The organism is Bacteroides caecigallinarum (assembly GCF_021531075.1).
Lineage (GTDB): Bacteria > Bacteroidota > Bacteroidia > Bacteroidales > Bacteroidaceae > Phocaeicola > Phocaeicola caecigallinarum_B.
In genome coordinates this window covers 109490-127235 of sequence record NZ_JADYTJ010000002.1, presented here as the reverse complement: position 1 = coordinate 127235, position 17746 = coordinate 109490, and the positions used below count along the sequence as shown (strand labels likewise).

The 17746-nt window shown below is 41.4% G+C and carries 12 protein-coding genes and 1 pseudogene; 11 read left to right on the top strand and 2 right to left on the bottom strand.

Annotated features, from left to right (window positions below; all coding sequences use genetic code 11):
• The 4 genes and pseudogenes from I6E11_RS01235 to I6E11_RS01220 form a co-directional block, all read left to right on the top strand.
• The coding region (locus I6E11_RS01235; RefSeq protein WP_235336024.1) for a hypothetical protein at nucleotides 1-299 on the top strand (299 nt) is incomplete at its 5' end.
• A gap of 16 nt (nucleotides 300-315) precedes the next feature.
• Nucleotides 316-1431: a glycoside hydrolase family 53 protein gene (locus I6E11_RS01230; protein ID WP_235336023.1), complete on the top strand. Its 1116-nt coding sequence runs from the start codon at nucleotides 316-318 to the stop codon at nucleotides 1429-1431.
• A gap of 269 nt (nucleotides 1432-1700) precedes the next feature.
• A pseudogene (locus I6E11_RS01225) lies at nucleotides 1701-4133 on the top strand (glycoside hydrolase family 2 TIM barrel-domain containing protein); the annotation flags it as partial.
• Nucleotides 4110-5219 (top strand): glycoside hydrolase family 53 protein, encoded by a 1110-nt coding sequence (locus I6E11_RS01220; RefSeq protein ID WP_262911411.1) that lies wholly within the window; start codon nucleotides 4110-4112, stop codon nucleotides 5217-5219. The pseudogene I6E11_RS01225 and the gene I6E11_RS01220, both read left to right, overlap by 24 nt.
• A gap of 64 nt (nucleotides 5220-5283) precedes the next feature.
• On the opposite strand, the gene I6E11_RS01215 is transcribed toward I6E11_RS01220, so the two are convergent.
• A complete protein-coding gene (locus tag I6E11_RS01215; protein ID WP_235336022.1) occupies nucleotides 5284-6195 on the bottom strand; it encodes a helix-turn-helix domain-containing protein in 912 nt (303 codons plus the stop codon).
• 173 nt (nucleotides 6196-6368) lie between these two features.
• On the opposite strand from I6E11_RS01215, the gene I6E11_RS01210 reads away from it, so the two are divergent.
• The 3 genes from I6E11_RS01210 to I6E11_RS01200 are packed head-to-tail and all read left to right on the top strand — an operon-like array spanning nucleotide 6369 to nucleotide 11950.
• Entirely contained in the window at nucleotides 6369-7442 is a 1074-nt protein-coding gene (locus tag I6E11_RS01210) for an efflux RND transporter periplasmic adaptor subunit (protein WP_235336021.1), read from the top strand.
• Nucleotides 7439-10579: an efflux RND transporter permease subunit gene (locus tag I6E11_RS01205; RefSeq protein ID WP_235336020.1), complete on the top strand. Its 3141-nt coding sequence runs from the start codon at nucleotides 7439-7441 to the stop codon at nucleotides 10577-10579. Before I6E11_RS01210 ends, I6E11_RS01205 begins: the two co-directional genes overlap by 4 nt.
• Nucleotides 10580-10603: 24 nt before the next feature.
• Nucleotides 10604-11950, top strand: coding sequence for a TolC family protein (locus I6E11_RS01200; RefSeq protein WP_235336019.1), 1347 nt, complete (start codon nucleotides 10604-10606; stop codon nucleotides 11948-11950).
• 196 nt (nucleotides 11951-12146) lie between these two features.
• On the opposite strand, the gene I6E11_RS01195 is transcribed toward I6E11_RS01200, so the two are convergent.
• The gene (locus I6E11_RS01195; protein ID WP_235336018.1) at nucleotides 12147-13202 is read right to left on the bottom strand and encodes a DUF3810 domain-containing protein; all 1056 of its coding nucleotides are present in this window, start codon (nucleotides 13200-13202) and stop codon (nucleotides 12147-12149) included.
• Between the two features lie 116 nt (nucleotides 13203-13318).
• Here I6E11_RS01195 and I6E11_RS01190 point away from each other — a divergent pair, with 116 nt between their 5' ends.
• The 4 genes from I6E11_RS01190 (at nucleotide 13319) to I6E11_RS01175 (ending at nucleotide 17746) form a co-directional block, all read left to right on the top strand.
• Nucleotides 13319-14551: a nucleoside recognition domain-containing protein gene (locus I6E11_RS01190; RefSeq protein ID WP_235336017.1), complete on the top strand. Its 1233-nt coding sequence runs from the start codon at nucleotides 13319-13321 to the stop codon at nucleotides 14549-14551.
• A gap of 122 nt (nucleotides 14552-14673) precedes the next feature.
• Nucleotides 14674-15096, top strand: coding sequence for an rRNA maturation RNase YbeY (ybeY, locus tag I6E11_RS01185; protein WP_154044731.1), 423 nt, complete (start codon nucleotides 14674-14676; stop codon nucleotides 15094-15096).
• 121 nt (nucleotides 15097-15217) lie between these two features.
• The gene (gene mnmG / locus I6E11_RS01180; RefSeq protein ID WP_204507503.1) at nucleotides 15218-17089 is read left to right on the top strand and encodes a tRNA uridine-5-carboxymethylaminomethyl(34) synthesis enzyme MnmG; all 1872 of its coding nucleotides are present in this window, start codon (nucleotides 15218-15220) and stop codon (nucleotides 17087-17089) included.
• 132 nt (nucleotides 17090-17221) lie between these two features.
• On the top strand, nucleotides 17222-17746 hold the full coding sequence (locus tag I6E11_RS01175) for an adenine phosphoribosyltransferase (protein WP_204403153.1): 525 nt from the start codon (nucleotides 17222-17224) through the stop codon (nucleotides 17744-17746).

Below are 17746 nucleotides of genomic sequence, written 5' to 3'. Positions count from 1 at the left end.
ATCCTGAACCTTTATATGATGAAACAGTTTTGTTAGAATTAAATAAAACTACAAACATAGGTAAATATGTAGGTACATATACTGGCAAAACAAATTTCAATTTTGTTTTCAAAGACTCTAATAATAATTATTATAAGTATAATTATATTGATGGAGCAGATAACGACCCATTTGCATTGGTTAAAGATGGTTTAAGCGAATTATATTTTGATGGTGGATGGAGTGAAACCGAAGTTTCATATGAGATTATTGTTGATTTAGTTAACATGAGATGGTCTTTTACTACTAATAACAATTAAAAAAAAGAGCAACGTTATGAAAAAACTAAAATACATATTCATGGCACTGGCAATAGTATGCGGAGCCATGACAACATCATGTAACAATGATGAAAAACCTACATTCCCTGAAACAGAAGGAACATATGACCCTACAGGTGGTTATGACATGACCGGATTTGCAAGAGGGGCAGACGTAAGCTGGCTTACAGAAATGGAAGCATCAGGCAGAAAATTCTACGACTCAAAAGGTAAAGAACGTGAATGCATGGAACTGCTCCGAGAACTCGGAATGAACGCAATAAGACTACGTGTATGGGTTGATCCTGAGAATGGATGGTGCTCAAAAGAAGATGTTATAGCAAAAGCATGGAGAGCGCATAATCTTGGTTACAGACTTATGATTGATTTCCACTATAGCGATGAATGGGCTGACCCGATAGACCAGTTTAAACCTGCTGCATGGGAGGATCACTCTGTAGAACAGCTTTTAGAAGATATATCATCACATACAAAAGATGTTCTTTCAGCTCTAAAAAAATTAGGAATAGACGTTGAATGGGTGCAAGTAGGAAATGAAACGCACCAAGGTATGCTTTTCCCTGACGGAAAAACCGATACTCAGATTGGTAGCGAGAACTTCGCAAAAATGATTACTGCCGGATATGACGCTGTAAAAGAAATATATCCCGAAGCGCAAGTTATTGTTCATTTGGACCAGGGAAACGACTCAAATCTTTATAACAGAATATTTGACGGATTGAAAACAAATGGCGCAAAATGGGATATCATTGGAATGTCACTCTATCCTGGCAAGGAGCCCCAAAAGAATGATCCGAACGGTGTATGGCAGCCTATTGACAAAAACGGCAAAACATGGGAAGAACTGAATGATGACTGCATAGAAAACATGAAGACACTCATTGCAAAGTACAACACCAAAGTAATGATGTGCGAAATCGGTATTCCATGGAACTACGAAGAAGCGGAAGCATTCTATACAGATTTCATCACTAAAGCTAAAACTGTTGAAGGATGCTTGGGAGTGTTCGCATGGGAGCCACAATGCTATGCCGGATGGAACGGATATCAGAAAGGTATGTTCAATGACGAGGGTTATCCTATGAACTCACTCAACGCTTTCAAGAGATAATGCAATAGATCAGATTCAAATACAAATTAAACAGCGTTTAAACAGTGTTTAAGCGCTGTTTAAATCTTCATTGCTAACGGACAAAAAACTTATTCTGTACGCACATATTCTGTAAATACAGACTGTATATATATAACTACAACTTATATTTTTATAAATACAAGTTATATATACAAAAACACAGCTTATATTTATAGAAAATGACAAGGCATTTATCATATATTTCTTTTATATTTACACCTTATTGAATATAATAAACTTTTTACTTGATGAAACTGACTAAATTAATAACAGCACTACTTTTTCTTGTATCTGTATTCTCAGGCAACGCAAATGCCCAAAGAAACATTGAAACTCTCGAGAAAGGATGGAAATTCTTTAAAGGTGAGGTTTCGGGAGCAGAGAAATCTGACTATAATGACAGCAAATGGGAAAAGGTAACAGTTCCTCATGACTGGGCTATATTCGGCCCGTTCGACAGGAATAACGACTTGCAGAATGTGGCCATTACCCAGAACTTCGAGACACAGGCTTCTGTAAAAACCGGACGTACAGGAGGACTGCCATATGTGGGTGTGGGATGGTATAGAACAACATTCAACGTAGATAAGGACAAACAGACTACACTCGTATTCGATGGAGCAATGAGTGAGGCGCGTGTATATGTCAACGGACAGGAGGCGTGTTTCTGGCCTTTGGGATATAACTCATTCCACTGCGACGTTACAAACCTTATTAACAAGGATGGTAAAAACAACATCCTTGCCGTACGCCTTGAAAACAGACCTCAGTCTTCAAGATGGTATCCGGGTGCAGGACTTTACAGAAATGTACATGTAGTAACAACCGAAAAGATACATGTTCCGGTATGGGGAACACAGATTACTACGCCTCACGTAGGAGAGGACTATGCTTCTGTAAATCTTCGTACAGAAATTAAAAATGCTGACAAAAAGAAATTGACAGTAATCACCAGGATATATTCACCGGAAGGCAATGTAGTTGCTGTTAAGAACAATCAGGGATTTATAAATCACGGTCAGCCGTTCACACAGAATTTTGTTGTGAACAATCCACTTTTGTGGTCGCCTGAGGAGCCGAATCTCTACAAGGCTGTTTCAGAGATTTATGCAGAAGGAGTTCTGCAGGACACATATTCCACAACATTCGGTATACGAACAATAGAGTATATTGCCGACAAGGGTTTCTTCCTAAACGGAAAGCACCGTAAGTTTCAGGGAGTATGCAATCATCATGACTTAGGTCCGCTTGGAGCTGCCATAAATGTATCAGCTCTGCGTCATCAGTTGAAGTTGCTGAAAGACATGGGATGCGATGCTATCAGAACCGCACATAATATGCCTGCTCCGGAACTTGTAAAGCTATGCGATGAAATGGGATTTATGATGATGATTGAGCCTTTTGATGAATGGGACATAGCAAAATGCGATAACGGCTACCACCGTTTTTTCAACGAATGGGCTGAAAAGGATATGGTGAACATGCTCAGACAGTATCGTAACAATGCATGTGTAGTGATGTGGAGTATCGGTAATGAAGTGCCTACACAGTGTAGTCCTGAGGGTTATAAAGTGGCAAAATTCCTACAGGATATTTGCCATAGGGAAGACCCTACACGCCCTGTTACATGCGGTATGGACCAGGTGAGCTGTGTACTGAACAATGGATTTGCTGCTATGCTTGATATTCCTGGATTCAACTATCGTGCCCACCGTTACGAGGAAGCCTATGAAAGACTGCCTCAAAACATAGTCTTAGGCTCTGAGACATCTTCTACAGTAAGTTCAAGAGGAGTATATAAGTTTCCGGCTGAAAGTAAGGCAGACGCCAAATACGATGACCACCAGTCTTCTTCGTACGACCTTGAATACTGTTCATGGTCAAACATTCCTGATATAGATTTCGCACTTGCAGAAGACCATGAATGGACTATAGGACAGTTCGTATGGACCGGATTCGACTATCTTGGCGAACCAAGCCCATATGACACAGATGCATGGCCTAACCATAGCTCTATGTTCGGTATAATTGACCTTGCATCTATTCCTAAAGACAGATATTATCTCTACAGAAGTGTATGGAACAAGGATGCTGAAACTCTGCATATACTGCCACACTGGAACTGGGAAGGACATGAAGGAAAGGATGTACCTGTATTCGTATATACAAACTATCCTTCGGCTGAACTGTTCGTAAACGGAGTAAGCTATGGAATAAGAACAAAGAACGACTCTACAGTAGTGAACCGTTATCGTCTGATGTGGCATAATGTGAAATATCAGCCGGGAGAAGTAAAAGTAATAGCTTACAACAGCGACGGTAGTAAAGCCGCTGAAAAATCCTCACATACCGCAGAAAAACCTTACCGTATAAAACTTGTTTCAGACTACACAAGTCTTAAAGCCGATGGTAAAGATTTAGCTTACGTCACTCTTCGCATTGAAGACAAAGACGGCAATCTCTGTCCTACAGACGGACGTTTAGTGAACTTCCGTGTCGATGGTGCCGGAAAGTATAGAGCCTCAGCCAATGGTGACCCTACATGCCTTGACTTGTTTCACAAACCGGAGATGCATGCATTCAACGGAATGCTGACAGTGATACTACAGGCTGGAGAGAAACCCGGCAAGATTCGTCTTCGCGCGTCGGCCAAAGGATTGAAGACCGGAGAGTTTGAAATACCTGTAACGGAATATTCGACAGAAAAAGAAGATTATGAGCCTTTCTATAAGGGTGCAGACATCAGCTGGGTCACAGAAATGGAATCGCAAGGACACAAGTTCTACAATAAAAAAGGAGAAGAAAAGGAATGCACATCACTGATGAAAGAACTTGGTCTTAATGCTATACGCCTTCGTGTATGGGTTAATCCTAAAGAAGGTTGGAGCAGCAAGGAAGATATGCTTAAACTGGCACGCCGTGCCAAAGCAAACGGAATGGAACTGATGGTAGATTTCCATTACAGTGATTGGTGGGCAGACCCGGGGCAACAGCATAAGCCTGCGGCATGGAAAAATCTCAGCTTTGACAAGCTGAAGACAGCAATGGCAGACCATACTAAAGATGTTCTTGAAGCGCTGAAAGCAGAAGGAATCACTCCTAAATGGGTACAGGTAGGTAATGAGATACGTCCGGGTATGCTTTGGGATGAGAATCCGGAAACAAGCGGTGCTTCATATGATATCCGCGAATGTGATGTAAAAGAGTCTGGAAGCAAATCAACTTCTGTAAAGTTCAGAATGAACTGGAAAAACCTGGCAGAGCTTATTAACTCTGGATATGATGCTGTAAAATCAGTTTTCCCGGGTTCTACAGTTATTGTGCATCTTGACAATGGATACGACAAAGAACTGTATCGCTGGTTCTTCGATGAACTGAAGGCAAACGGTGGCAAATGGGACATGATAGGAATGTCTATCTATCCTTACTGGACAATGATGGAAAAACCGGAATATACTCCGGAAAAGACCATAAACGATTGTATTGAGAATATAAGACTCGTAAACGAGAGATATAATTGTGATGTGATGATAGTAGAGACCGGAATGGAATGTGCGGACGATAATGGTAACTTAGCCAACAAGGAAACACTGAATAATGGTTACAAACTGCTGAGAAAGTTAATCACAAAATGTATTGAAAGCACTGATGGCATTTGCAAAGGTGTATTCTATTGGGAACCTGAATGCAAACCTAACAAATACCGTCTCGGCGCATTTACAGAGGATGGCAAACCAACAGAAATAATGGATGCATTTATGCCATAACATATACAGAACAGAAAATAATGAAACGGACAGGATTGCGTAAAAACAATTCTGTCCGTTATTTTTAACTCTTCATATAAGCCTTTGGAGACATACCTGTTTTCCTCTTAAAATACTTTCCGAAGAAAGACTGATTGGCGAAATTCAGCATATCACACACCTGCTGTACAGTATATTTATTACTTTTCAGCAATGCTTTTGCTTCAAGTATTACATAATCGGAAATCCACTCACCGGCAAGTCTTCCCGTAACATTCTTTATTACCTGCGAAAGATATTTTGGCGAAATACATAACAAATCCGCATAATACGTTATACTTCGTTCTTGGACGTAATTCTTCTGAACAGCCTGAATAAAACGGGAATAGATTCCCTGGTTCCTGTTATATTCAGAAGAGCTATTCACATTATTCTTCATTTTGGTAAAATAATTGTAGGCATTGAACATCAAAACCTGAGTATAACCCTGAAGAGCTCCTTCGCGAAATATATTATCAACTTCGGACAATTTTGATTTCATTTTTTTATATATGTCAAGCGAATCTTCAAAGAATCCCTTTTCAATGTGCGACACCGGGTTTGTATAAATCTGCTGCTGTATGGAAATGGCAGTACCAATATGCTTCATCACATTGAAAAATTCATCAGAAAAGGCAATAACTGCAATACGAGTATTTGGCAACAGGCTGCAGAATTCACCTATATTCCCTTTGAATACGGTAATGGCATCACCCGCACCCGCCTCAAAATCTTCCAGATTAATCTTGACTTTTATTCCTCCTGAAACAATAAGTATAACTATTGTAAAAGATAATTTCATAGGATAATTGGCAAACGACAATCCTTTAGTGTTCTCATCATTTTCCGTATCATCAAAATTATCAATAAGTATGAACTTATTGTCAATATGAATGGCATCCGGCAATGCAGACAAATCACTGAGATTCAAGTTCAAAAAAATATTATCGTTTTTCATAACAAATCATATTATACCTTTTGAAGAGCAAATATATACAAATTAAATGATTATGCACCATTTATCAATCCTTTTGACCAATTTGCCATCCTTTTTGATAACATGAGGGAATAAATAAATCGGCAATTTTGCACAATAAAAGAGTATATTATAAACATAAAAACATATTAAGTATGAAAAAAAAGAATTTAGTATGTACATCTACATTATTAATATGTATATTATGCTCATGCGGCAAAACGCAAAAGAGCTCTTTACCTGTTCATAGTGTTGAAGTAACATGTCCCTCACCATCGTGTAAAACTGTTACAAAAAGTTATTCAGGAATAGTCCGTGAAGCACACGAAATCAGCTTAGGATTTAAAACTGCCGGACAGATAAAATACATACACGTAAAGGAAGGGGATCGTGTAAGGAAAGGTGAGCTTCTTGCAGAGCTTGACGATGCAGATTATAAATTAGGCGTTGATGCTCTTCAAATCCAATATGACCAGTTGAAAGATGAAGTGGCAAGAACAAGAAAGCTGTTTGAACAGAAAAGCGTATCGGCAAATGATTACGAAAAAGCTAATGCCGGGCTGAAACAACTTGGAATTCAACTTCAAGTAAACAAAAACAAGCTTGAATATACAAAGCTATACTCACCAACTGACGGATACATACAGTCAGTAAACTTCTCACCTGCAGAGATGGTTGATGCAGGTACACCATTATTTACATTCCTTGATGTCTCGCATCTGGAGGTCAATACCGATTTACCGTCAAGTACATTTAAAGTCATCAATAACGTGATAAGTTATGACTGCAGGGTTTCGTCAGAAAAAGAATCACAAACATATCCTATGGATTTCATAAGCATATCACCAAAAGCAGACGGGAACCAGTTATACCAACTATGTCTGAAATTTAAAGAAGACCCGAAAAAACGAATTACACCGGGCATGAACATAGAGGTATGTTTGACTGTAAATGAGAATACTGATAGTACCGGAAACTTTAATATACCGCTATGTTCAGTATTCAAGAGCGATGGCAACTCTTGCGTATGGGTCCTGAAAGAAGATTCAACGATAGAAAAAAGAATCATAACCATTGACAGCAACTTCTCAGGAGAGAAAGTAACTGTCAGCAACGGTCTGGACGGCTCAGAAAGGATTGTACGTGCAGGAGTGAACTCATTGCTGGAGGGAGAAAAGGTAACAGTAATAGAAGAACCGGAAAAGAGTAATGTCGGAGGACTGATATGACAAGAATTACAGAATACTTTATGAAACGACCAATGCTATTCTGGTCGTTCGTAACAGCTATAATAATTGCCGGAATACTGTCATTCATACAGATGCCAAAACTTGAGGACCCTGCGGTCTCTGCAAAGCAGGCAATGGTGATAGTGCCATATCCGGGAGCAAGTGCACACGAGGTTGAACTCAAAGTGGCACTCATGATGGAAGATGAATTACGTGCTCTTCCAAACGTAAACAAGATAAAGACAGAATGCAGGAACGGAATGGCTATGTTTACCGTAGAATTCCAGATGACAGTCCTTACAAAAGACCTTGAACAGCACTTCGACCTGATGCGCCGCAAGGTAAATGATGCATCCTCAAGACTCCCTCAAGGATGTTATGACCCGATAGTGATAGACGACATGATGGACGTCTATGGCATTTTTTACGCTTTTACTGCCGACGGATATGATTATCCTGAAATGTACAAATACGCCAAACTGATAAAACGTGAACTGTCAAGCGTAAAAGGGGTAAAAAGAATAAACATTGCAGGTAACCGTGATGAGGTTATAAACATAACTCTGTCAAAAGAACAGATTTCCAGGAACGGGGTAATACCTACACAGATAATGTCCACTCTGCAAGGTGCTTTCAAGACTGTAAATGCCGGAAAATATCAAGGCGGAAACGAACTTATTCCTATTTATGTGGACTCCGAAAGCAAGGATGAAAACGACATAAAGAATCTTCTGATACAGACTATAGACGGCAAGACGATAAGATTGGGAGACATAGCAAAAATTGAAAAGACATACTCTGAGCCTCAAAGGAACGGTTTCTTCGTCAACGGCAAGCCAGCGCTTGCAATCTGTATCGCGATGGAATCGTCAGCCATAGTGCCAGATGTAGGTAAGGCAGTGGATAAACGTCTCAGTGAAATTATGAGAAGCATTCCTGCCGGAATGAATACAGAGAAGATATTTTTCCAGCCTGACAAGGTAGAAGATGCCATATCATCATTCATGTGGAATCTTGTAGAATCAGTAGCCATAGTAATATTGGTACTGATATTCACCATGGGATTCCGTAGCGGTCTGATTATAGGTTTTGGTCTTATACTTACTGTTGCAGTATCTTTCCCTATATTATTAGTATGCGGAACCACACTACAACGAATATCATTGGGAGCATTCATAGTAGCTATGGGTATGCTTGTGGACAATGCTGTAGTGATAATGGACGGTATCCTTATAGACAAGAAGCGCGGACTGTCACCAAAGAACTACCTGTACAGGATAGGGAACAACACAGCCATGCCGCTACTTGGAGCTACTGTCATAGCTGCTTCCACATTCTTGTGTGTTTACCTTTCGCCGGACTCTGCGGGAGAATATGCAGGCGACTTGTTCCTTGTATTATGTGTCAGCCTTCTGGCAAGTTGGATTTTGGCCCTCGTACAGGTTCCGGTATGTGCCAAGACGTGGCTTCCCGTCAGGGAACATACAGTTGGTGATACCACAAATACTGTAATGAATTCACCGATACATAAGTTTGTACGTAACGCCATATCACAACTGATAGGACATAAGAAAACAACTATAGGTATAGCAGTCACAATACTGGTTGTATGTGTTTTAGGAATGGGGAAAGTAAAAAACATGTTCTTCCCTGATTTCGATTATAAACAATATGTAGTAGAATGCTTTTTCCCTTCTGCCACCAGTCCGAATGTTGTACGCGACAAACTTCTGGACATGAGTAATCTGTTATCAGAACGTCCAGACATAGAAAGAATTGCTGTCAGCCAGGGAAGCGCGCCGGCACATTACTGCCTTGTAAGACCTATGACGTCCGGCGGTGATTGTTACGGTGAACTGATTATAGACTGCAAGGACTATAATACCGTAATGAAACAAATACCGGAAGTAAGACGTATTTTGAGGGAGAAATATCCTGACGCATACATACGCTGCAGGAAATATAATTTCTCTATATCTACATCGCATACGGTTGAAGTGGAATTCGCCGGTCCGGATCCGGCTGTCTTGAAAAAATTGAGCAGCAAGGCGGAAGATATAATGAGGAAATGCGAATATGTTGATCCTTATTCAGTACAAAACAACTGGAAACCTTACGGAAAATCTTACGTCACGAAATATTTACAACAGGACGCACTGCGTTCAGGTGTGGGAAGGAGCGACATAGCCAACGCCCTTATGGCTGCTACAGACGGAATGCCTGTAGGAGTAATAAACGAACAGGACAGGGCTATAATTGTAAACATGCTGGTCAGAAACGAAGACGGAAGCCGCATAAGCGACCTGAACGATATTCCTGTATGGAGCATGATGAACCTGCATCTTTCAAATGATGAACTCAACTCAGCCATTGCCGGAGGAAAAGGCATGAGCGAACTTCAAGACAAGATTTTCCGTTCGACACCTCTTAGCAGGGTAGCGGAAAGCATCACTATGGAATGGGACGAAGATGTGGTTATGCGTCTGAACGGTCAAAGAGTCATTGAAGCGGAATGTGATCCGAATACAGAAATTAATGAAGCGACTCCGGCAAAAGTGGTGGAATCGATAAAAAAAGACATAGAAGCGATCGAACTGCCGGCAGGATATTCCATGAGATGGGTAGGCGAAGGAGAGTTGCAAGGCGATGCCATTGCAAACCTTTTGAAATATGTACCGCTTACTATTTTTATAATTCTTGCAATACTTCTGTTGCTATTCAACAGCTGGAAAAAGGTTATACTCATTCTGATATGCTTCCCGTTCGTATTCTGCGGCATAGTGCCATCACTGTTGGCAACAAACCAGCCAATGACATTTATGGCAATAATAGGAATGTTGGGACTGATAGGTATGATGGTGAAAAACGCAATTGTACTGGTGGACGAGATAAACAGACTGCAGACGGAAGAAAAGAAGCTTCCATATACGGCTGTAGTTGAAGCTACCGTTTCCAGGGTACGACCTGTACTTATGGCATCGCTCACCACTATTGTGGGTATGATACCTCTCGTCACGGACCCGATGTACAGTTCAATGGCTATAACCATAATGGGAGGACTGGCTGTTGGAACTATTATCACATTGATATTATTGCCTGTCTTATATACGGTACTTTTCAATATCAAGAAAGCTTAATTACATACATCAATCTTTATAAAAATGAGATACAGATTTTTTCAAATATTATTTACAACAACGGCTTTTATATTTATCCAGGATATAAGCATAAAAGCACAGGAGAGTATAAAGCTAAGTCTGGCTTCGTGTCGTGATATGGCTTTATCGCAAAGCGAATCACTACAGCAGGCAGAACATAAATACGAGCAGTCTCGCCTGGACAGGAAAATAGCAAATACAGCTTTCCTTCCAAAGTTTGATGCTTCAGCTACTGGAACATACGTCTTCCCGGATATTGACATGATGGGTATGGACCTCAGAATGCGAGGAATGTATATGGCAGGAATAACCCTGACACAACCACTGTATGCGGGAGGTAAGATACTGACAGGAAAGAAACTGTCAAAACTGGGAGAGTCTATTGCCGCGGAACAGAAAAGGATGACAATGATGGATGTTCTGGTAGAAGCTGACAATGCTTACTGGACATTAATAGCCGTAAGACAGAAAGTGAAAATGCTGGACAGTTATAAAGAACAGATGGACTCACTTTACACTCAAGTAAAAACAGCGGTAGATGCCGGCCTTGCCACAGAGAATGAATTACTCAGGATTGAGGCAAGCAGGAGCGACATATTGTACCAGATGCAGAAGGCGAGGAACGGAGAAGATCTATGCCGCATGTCACTATGCAGGATAACAGGTGTTGATGCGCAGACAAAGCTTGAGCTTACAGACACAACAATATGCGTTAAAGAACCGGGGCTGCTTGCTGCCGATATTAACGGACGTCCGGAACTCAATCTGCTCAAACATCAAATGGATGCTACACAAAAGCAAATACAAATGTCAAGGGCAGACATGCTGCCAACAGTAGGACTGGTTGCCGGATATGCCTACTATGGCAATATTAAACTGAACAGTATGGTTGACGCAGGCAACGGAACAATGGTACCATATTCACAGGAATTCCGCGATGGGATAGGAGCTGTGATGCTATCTGTAAAGATTCCTATATTCCAATGGGGTGCAAATCTGAAGAAAGTGAAAAAAGCAAAACTTGATTTCAAGAATGCTGAACTGGAATTCAATAAAAATTCACGACTGATGAATCTGGAAGCGCAAAGCGCGTTGAAAAATGTTTACGATGGCTACCAGCTCATCAAGACTGCAGAGACCGGACTGAAACAGGCAGAAGAGAATTTGAGAGTAACCAATAACAAATATAATGTTTCGATGGCACTACTTACTGACCTGCTCGACGCCCAGTCTCAATGGAAGCAGGCGAAAAGTAATCTTATAGAAGCTCAAACGCAGTATAAAATTTATGAGACCGAATATTTAAGGGCAACTGGAAGGCTAAATCAGGAGCTTTCTCCAGATTTATAATTAAATACTCACAGCAGATAATATCAAAAAGAAAGCCACACACAAACATATATTACACTTATGTAACATCAAGCGCTTTATTACAACGCTTTTAATAGCATAATGTAATAAAAACAAATACTTCAGCGCTATTAACAGGCTTGCGAGAATTAAAAAATCACGAACGTCACGGTGGGAGACACGTATTTTTTAATTCTCAGCAGGCCTTTTTTACGCCTTCTTCCGATAGGGATAGCAAAAGCCCAATTACCTCGGCATAATTTTTCTGTCCGGACGAAATTCTGTTTCCCTTCAGATAAAGTTCATACATAGCCGACTGAATTTCGCCAAGCATCGGACTGTAAAGAGAAGACCAATGCTTACGTTTTTCCTGATACTGGTTTATAACTTCCGGACGGACACTGGAAATCCAGTTTTTATAATCTTCTTCATTCAACAGACCTCGCGCATTCATCAGCACGTATGGAAAGAGTCCGAAATAACCACTGTATTTAATCTCTGCATCAGAAGAAATGAGACAAGTCTGATATGCCCAGAAATTTGCTTCAGCCTCACTACTTATTCCGAGAAGATGTGAAAGTTCATGTGCGTATGTGAAAGGATACTCCAACGGAGTAATCTGCATATTGATATGCGACTCGGCAAAGAATGGTCCCATAAACCCGAGGACTCCCGAACCTGAGTAAATGGAATTGAAGAGCAATTTCTTTGGATGCTGAAACGAACGGGGTGTGGTGAGGCCGTAAACATCCGATACTTTTCTATAAGACGATTTTATTTCATCATGAACATGCCCGGCAATGATTGTATCAATATCACAATAGTAATTGTTCAGACTGTCGGTATATGAATTCAGAAAGTCTTTAAAACGCTGTTCATCGTATTTGGCAGGCGTAACACCGGCTCTTGTGAAAAAACTCTCACGATAATAGTTTATTCCCCAACCGATATAAAACCACACGTATATCCACAAAAGGATTTCTACCTCACGAAATAGAATAGTTCTCCATTTCTGTTTCCTGCGTATCCGCCATACGAACGGAAATACTACAACTGACAATATCATCAGAAATATACCTACTTCATCAAGCGAAAACGGCACAACGGATGATATTGCTGAAAGCACGTATGACAATGACGGATAAATACTCCGTGAATAAAACTCTGCGACACCGACATTAAGCGACGAAAGAATTACAAAAAGAAATAACAGCAGAAGTATAGTCCAACGGAAATATTTAAATTTGAACATAAGCAAATGAGTTTTTAGGTTTAAGTATTGGCAAAATTATCTTTTTCTGATTAAAATACTTATTTTTGTAAAAGATTTTTCTAACTGATTTATAACCAAAAAACGATAGACTATTTATGGTATTGAACTACATCTGGATAGCGTTTTTCCTTATCGCATTCATCGTGGCAACAATAAGGCTTGTGTTTCTTGGCGATACAAGCGTTTTTCCGACTATCATCAATTCAACTTTCGACTCGGCTAAGACAGCGTTCGATATTTCACTTGGACTTACAGGAGTGCTGTCATTGTGGCTCGGAATTATGAAAATAGGGGAACTTGGGGGAGTGATAAATATGTTCTCAAGAGTACTGAGTCCGCTGTTCTCAAAACTCTTTCCTGACATTCCGAAAGGACATCCGGTGACAGGAAGTATATTCATGAATCTTGCAGCCAATATGCTGGGACTGGACAATGCCGCAACTCCGTTAGGACTGAAAGCCATGGAAGGACTTCAGGAACTGAATACAAAGAAGGACACTGCCAGCAATCCGATGATAATGTTTCTGGTGCTGAACACATCGGGACTTACAATCATTCCGATAAGCATAATGGTTTACAGAGCGCAACTGGGAGCCGCACAGCCTACAGATGTATTCGTCCCGATACTGCTTGCTACGTTCTTTTCAACATTGGCAGGAATTATCGCCGTAAGCGTTTATCAGAAAATCAATCTTCTGAACAGGACTATACTGCTGTTCCTTGGTGGAGCCAGCCTGTTCATCGCAGGAATAATCTATTTCTTCACTACGCTTTCAAGAGAGATGATTGATATATATTCCACTACGACTGCAAATGTATTCCTGTTCCTGATTATTATCGGTTTTATTCTTGCCGGAGTACGCAAGAAGGTCAATGTTTACGATGCGTTTGTTGACGGTGCGAAAGAAGGATTTACCACAGCCGTAAGGATAATACCATATCTGGTCGCGATACTTGTAGCTATAGGAGTATTCCGCTCTTCGGGAAGTATGGACTATATAATCAACGGAGTGGCAGCCGCAGTGGGATGGTGCGGAATAGACAGCGAGTTTGTAGCGGCGCTGCCTACAGCCATAATGAAACCGTTGAGCGGAAGCGGGGCACGCGGACTGATGGTTGACGCAATGACAACCTACGGTGCCGACTCTTTCGTAGGACGTATGGCTTGTATCTTCCAGGGCTCAACCGACACTACATTCTATATTCTTGCCGTATATTTCGGAAGTATAGGAGTAAGCAAAACAAGACATGCCGTTCCTTGCGGACTGTTGGCCGACCTTGCAGGAATAATATCAGCCATATTTATCTGCTATCTGTTCTTTGGATAAAACGGAGAACAGTTTGTTAGTCTAAAGTTATTAGTTGTTAGAAACTATATGAATTATAAATTATAAACAGAGCAACTTATAACTAAAAACTAAGCACTAAAAACTAAAAACTTAAACAACATATGATTACTTATCAGACAGACGGGGTTGAAATGCCCGACATCAAAAAGAGAGAAACCACAGAATGGATAAAAGCAGTAGCCGCTTCATACGGTCTGCGCGTGGGAGAAATCGCCTACATATTCTGTTCGGACGAAAAGATTCTTGAGGTGAACAGACAGTATCTGCAACATGACTATTATACAGATATCATCACCTTCGACTACTGTGAAGGCAAACGTATCTCAGGCGACCTGTTCATCAGTCTTGACACCGTAAGGACAAATGCCGAACAATTTGGAGCGGAATACGATACGGAACTGCACCGAGTGATTATCCACGGAATCCTGCACCTTTGCGGGATAAACGACAAGGGACCTGGAGAAAGAGAGATAATGGAAGCGGCAGAAAACAAGGCACTGGATATGCTTAAGGAAATGAAATAATTAGACTGGGAAGTGGTAGGGCGAGAAATTCTCGCCCTACTTTGTTAAATGATATTTGCAAGGGGGAAAAACAACGATTATTTTCACTAATTTTGCACCCGATAATAAACATCATTATTCAATGGAATTTAAGTACGACGTTATTGTAATCGGTGCCGGTCATGCAGGATGTGAAGCAGCTGCTGCGGCAGCCAATCTTGGTTCGAAAACATGTCTGATAACAATGGACATGAACAAGATTGCACAGATGAGTTGCAACCCTGCAGTAGGTGGTATTGCAAAAGGACAGATAGTAAGAGAAATTGACGCATTGGGCGGATACATGGGACTGGTGACTGACAAGACCGCCATACAGTTCCGTATGCTGAACCGCTCCAAAGGTCCTGCCATGTGGAGCCCTCGCGCTCAGTGCGACAGAGGCAAATTCATTTGGGCCTGGAGAGAAATTCTCGAGAACATTCCTAACCTGCATATATGGCAGGACACTGTGGAAGAACTTATAATCGAGAACGGGGAAGTAAAAGGTCTGACAACTTGCTGGGGTGTGACATTCTATGCCAAATGTATTGTTCTCACAGCAGGAACTTTCCTCAACGGACTTATGCATATAGGACGCAAAATGCTTGCCGGAGGACGTTGCGCTGAACCAGCTTCTTATCATCTTACAGAGTCTATAACAAGACATGGCATAACATCCGGAAGAATGAAAACGGGTACACCGGTGAGAATAGACGCAAGAAGCGTACATTTCGATTTGATGGAGCCACAGGACGGCGAGAATGATTTCCACAGATTCTCTTTTATCAGCGAGCCAAGACAGCTTAAACAGCTCCAGTGCTGGACATGTTTTACCAACGAAGAAGTACATGCCACACTGAGGAGTGGACTGGCGGACTCCCCTCTTTACAACGGACAAATCCAAAGTATCGGTCCGCGCTACTGCCCGAGTATAGAAACGAAAATCGTAACATTCCCGGACAAACCACAGCATCAGCTTTTCCTGGAGCCGGAAGGAGAGACAACACAAGAACTTTACCTCAACGGGTTCTCCTCTTCCCTACCTATGGACATCCAGCTTGAGGCTCTTAAGAAGATTCCTTGTTTCAAGGATGTAGTGCTTTACCGCTCCGGATATGCAATAGAATACGACTACTTCGACCCTACCCAGCTCAAGCACACTCTTGAATCTAAAATAGTCAAGAACCTGTTCTTTGCAGGTCAGGTGAACGGTACTACAGGTTATGAAGAAGCCGGAGGTCAGGGTATCATCGCTGGTATAAACGCTCATATCAACTGTCATGGCGGAGAGCCTTTCGTATTGGGAAGAGACGAAGCTTATATCGGCGTACTGATAGACGACCTTGTGACAAAAGGTGTGGATGAGCCTTACCGTATGTTTACCTCAAGAGCCGAATACAGAATCCTGCTGAGACAGGATGATGCCGACTTCAGACTTACAGAAAGGGCATACAAACTCGGACTTGCAAAACATGACAGATACGACATCCTCTGCAAAAAGCGCGAAGAGATAGAGAAGATAGTGGAATTCACGAAGACCTACTCTATCAAGGCAGACAAGATTAACGATGGTCTGGAAGCATTAGGCACAGCAAGACTGGCGCACGGATGCAAGCTTATCGACCTGATAAGCCGTCCGCAGATTACGATAGAAAACATAGCACCTCTTGTGCCTGCATTCAAAGCTGTACTTGACAGAATAGAAGACCGCAAGGAAGAGATTATAGAGGCTGCCGAAGTACAGATTAAGTATAAAGGATACATAGACCGTGAGAGAATGATAGCCGACAAGATACACCGCCTGGAGTCAATCAAGATAAAAGGCAAGTTCGACTACGACACTCTCCAGTCACTGTCAACGGAAGCAAGACAGAAGCTAAAGAAGATAGACCCTGAGACTCTGGCACAGGCAAGCCGAATACCGGGTATATCCCCAAGCGACATCAACGTATTGCTGGTGCTAATGGGACGATAAAAGCTATGTTTCACGTGAAACAATTTGTTTAAGGAACGCCCATAAGATGTTGAAAATAAAGGAATAGACCCTAAAATAAGCATATAACTTAACGTAAAACTTTAAGGGAAGAATAAATAAAAGGACTAATATATGAACAAAGAAATCTTAAGAAAGAATCTCCGTGAGATACCAGACTTCCCAAAGCCGGGAATCCTGTTCTACGACGTAACTACCCTATTTAAAAACAGCGAATGCCTAAGCGGCCTGATAGACGAGCTATACGAACTTTATAAAGACAAAGGTATCACAAAGGTGGTAGGCATCGAATCAAGAGGATTCATATTAGGCGGTGCGCTCGCAGCAAGATTAGGCGCGGGCTTCATCATGGCACGCAAGCCTGGAAAACTTCCTGCAGAGGTAATAGAAGAAACTTACGCTAAGGAATATGGTACCGACACTATCCAACTTCATAAAGATGCAATAAGCGAAGACGACGTCGTTCTGTTACACGACGACCTCCTTGCTACAGGCGGAACAATGGCTGCCACTCATAGGCTGGTCAAGAAGGCTGGAGCAAAACAGACATATATCAACTTCGTTATCGAACTGAAGGGACTTAACGGAAGGCAAGCATTCCCTGCAGATGTAGAGGTGAAGACCATACTCGAATTATAA

Bases quoted from the DNA above. Each gene is read 5' to 3' on its own strand.
- ybeY (WP_154044731.1), top strand. From the start codon at position 14,674: ATGATTACTTATCAGACAGACGGGGTTGAAATGCCCGACATCAAAAAG.
- I6E11_RS01230 (WP_235336023.1), top strand. From the start codon at position 316: ATGAAAAAACTAAAATACATATTCATGGCACTGGCAATAGTATGCGGA.
- I6E11_RS01215 (WP_235336022.1), bottom strand. From the start codon at position 6,195: ATGAAAAACGATAATATTTTTTTGAACTTGAATCTCAGTGATTTGTCT.
- I6E11_RS01200 (WP_235336019.1), top strand. From the start codon at position 10,604: ATGAGATACAGATTTTTTCAAATATTATTTACAACAACGGCTTTTATA.
- I6E11_RS01175 (WP_204403153.1), top strand. From the start codon at position 17,222: ATGAACAAAGAAATCTTAAGAAAGAATCTCCGTGAGATACCAGACTTC.
- I6E11_RS01190 (WP_235336017.1), top strand. From the start codon at position 13,319: ATGGTATTGAACTACATCTGGATAGCGTTTTTCCTTATCGCATTCATC.
- I6E11_RS01210 (WP_235336021.1), top strand. From the start codon at position 6,369: ATGAAAAAAAAGAATTTAGTATGTACATCTACATTATTAATATGTATA.
- I6E11_RS01195 (WP_235336018.1), bottom strand. From the start codon at position 13,202: ATGTTCAAATTTAAATATTTCCGTTGGACTATACTTCTGCTGTTATTT.
- mnmG (WP_204507503.1), top strand. From the start codon at position 15,218: ATGGAATTTAAGTACGACGTTATTGTAATCGGTGCCGGTCATGCAGGA.
- I6E11_RS01205 (WP_235336020.1), top strand. From the start codon at position 7,439: ATGACAAGAATTACAGAATACTTTATGAAACGACCAATGCTATTCTGG.